Consider the following 2,446-nt stretch of genomic DNA (forward strand, 5'->3'; position numbering starts at 1 on the left):
AGACATCAGAGCAATGGCGATGATAAATACAATCACAAACGGCATATCAAAATAGCTGAGCGTTGATTCTGCAGTCACTAAGCGGCGGAACGTATCGATATCTTTCAAACGAGCCAACTGCGACGAAACCCCAGCGGTTGATGTCATCGCGTAGGGCAGCCAGAGAAGTTTCGATATTACGGCTTGTGAGATGTGCACCGCGAGATCTTTACCGGAAGTGGCAATGATATTTACCCGCATTTTCTTAAAGAAGTATTCAGAGAAGCCAACAATAATGGCGAATAAGGTTAACCAATAGAGTGTGGCTTGAGAGCTCGAAGTCAGTGCGAAGTTATAGACACTCATGATGAAGAATGGCTGCAATGCACCGAGAATACTGATGACGAAACTCAGAATGATCAGGCTTTTAAGTTCATTGTTGTAACGATAGAAAGCGTATTTTATCCAATTGCTTCTATCTTGCGATTCCGGAGGTGGTTCGCGGAACAGACGAGAATATTCGCTAATAGAAATCAGCAAGCAGGGCTTTTTACACATTGGGTATTCAATGGTGTTGTTGTTCGTGTAATCAAACAGCAGCAACTTCCCATCTTTTGTCCCTAAGAAGATGGCACTGAGGTTTTCTATCTCAATAAAGCACGGGTGAGGATATTTATCGATATTCTCGAGTGTCTTTAGTTTGGTCACATCACAGCGGTATCCAAGGCGCTCTATGGTTGCTGTAAAGCTATCACCGTCTTTGGGTTTTGGAATAAAAGCATCGCTGAGTATAGCGGGCGTGCCTTCCCATTCGAGTGCTATCAAGGTGTAGGCCAAACCACGAATAAGTGGCGATTGACTGTAACGTTCGTCGTATCCACTAGATTCAAAATCCAAGACACGTTGCGGCACATTATTGAAGTCTACTAGGATACTCATTGGTCACCTCCGGTAAGTTTTACGCGTTTGAGGCGGTGGTTGAGTTTGTCCATTTTATTGCTGGCGATGATTAAGATTTTGTCATTGGCACGATAGGCAGTACTGGTCAGTACGACGCGTGCAAATTCTTCATCAAAGACGCAGTCTATATCGTCGAATATCAACACACGCTTACTGGCGAGCAGGGCACGGACTAATAACAGAGCATAGCCAACTTGGCGTGAGAATGGGTTACGCATGTGACCTTTGAGCTCGGTATAGAAACCTGCAGGCAGCCCATCAATTTGAGCCTTGATGTTCATGGTTTCACATAAGGCGAAAGCCGTATTGTTCAGGCTTGGACGGAAACAGGTTAGGTTATCAATAATGGTCCCTTCCACGAATGAACTTGTTTTATCGACCATCAGCACGCTGTTACGCCAAACGTTGTAGTTTACGTCACTCAGAGGCGTGTCATTAATCATGATGTCCAGTTTGTTATCATTGTTCTGACGTGTAATACAGTTGGCAAGGTGGGTCTTGCCGGAGCCACTTTTCCCGGTAAGCAAATAAGTTTGTCCGAGTTCGAATTCGATACGCTGCTTTTCAGAATATTTAACAGAAATACGTTCTACTTCGGTCGTCTCATGTTGATGTTCAACCGACGCGGCCAGTTCAAGAAGTTCGGCGATACGTTGTATATGGAGCTTGTTTAGTTCCCAGCGGCTCGCGGTACGCATCACTTGTTGGTAGGGCGCGAAGTAACGATTGGTAAGCATGATTATCGCGGCCATAATGCCTTGGCTTGACTCCATATTGATCACGGCTGTTGCCAATACCACAACAACACAAGCAATCGAGAGTTGTTGGATGAGCGCTAAGATTAAGCCAAAATTCGATTCAATCTGTTCGTATTTGATGTTTTCAACTTCACGTTCCTCGACCATTTGGGTCATCAGGCTTTCAACGCGGTATTCCATGTTTCGAGCTTTGATATCCAGAGGGCTAGAAATGATTTCAATGATTTTGGATGTGGTTAAGCCCTCTATATCGGACTTGTTTTGTAAGCTGCCAATCTTCTGCTTAGAAAGGCTCCAAGCGAAAATGGCTAAAATGAGCGAGGCAATCAGAAGCGTCACGCCAGCCCATATGTTGATCAGACCAATAATGAGGATGGTGATCACGCTGACAGCAAGGTTTATCAGGGCTCGAACCGATTCGCCGCCAAAGAAGGTTTTCAACTCAGGAATGGTTGAGATTCGCTCTAGGTATTCGCCCGGTTCTAAGCGGCGAAATTTAGAGATCTCAGCCAAACAGATGGATTGGAATACCTTGTTGGTTAAGTTGGTCTCAAACTGCCTCATGATGACGGAAGATATCTTCTCTTCCTGATTTTTCAGGTGGTAGTCGAGGAAGATAGAAATCAGGATAATCGCGAACAGCAAGAACAACGTATCTTGTGCTTGGTTTGGTAATACTCGGTCGAAAATGATCAGAATGGAGAAGGGCAGTACCAAGCCAAATAGAGTGGAAATTATTGTAGAGAAAG

The 2,446-nt window shown here is 44.6% G+C and carries 1 protein-coding gene and 1 pseudogene; both read right to left on the reverse strand.

What is annotated here, in order from left to right; genetic code table 11:
- A pseudogene (locus tag AB4496_RS06465) lies at positions 1-918 on the reverse strand (ABC transporter permease); the annotation flags it as partial.
- Positions 915-2,446: ABC transporter transmembrane domain-containing protein (locus AB4496_RS06470; RefSeq protein WP_372104568.1), on the reverse strand; the 1,532-nt coding region annotated here is incomplete at its 5' end. The gene AB4496_RS06470 and the pseudogene AB4496_RS06465, both read right to left, overlap by 4 nt.

The sequence above is a fragment of the Vibrio sp. 10N.222.46.A1 genome, assembly GCF_041473595.1.
GTDB classification, from domain to species: domain Bacteria; phylum Pseudomonadota; class Gammaproteobacteria; order Enterobacterales; family Vibrionaceae; genus Vibrio; species Vibrio tasmaniensis_A.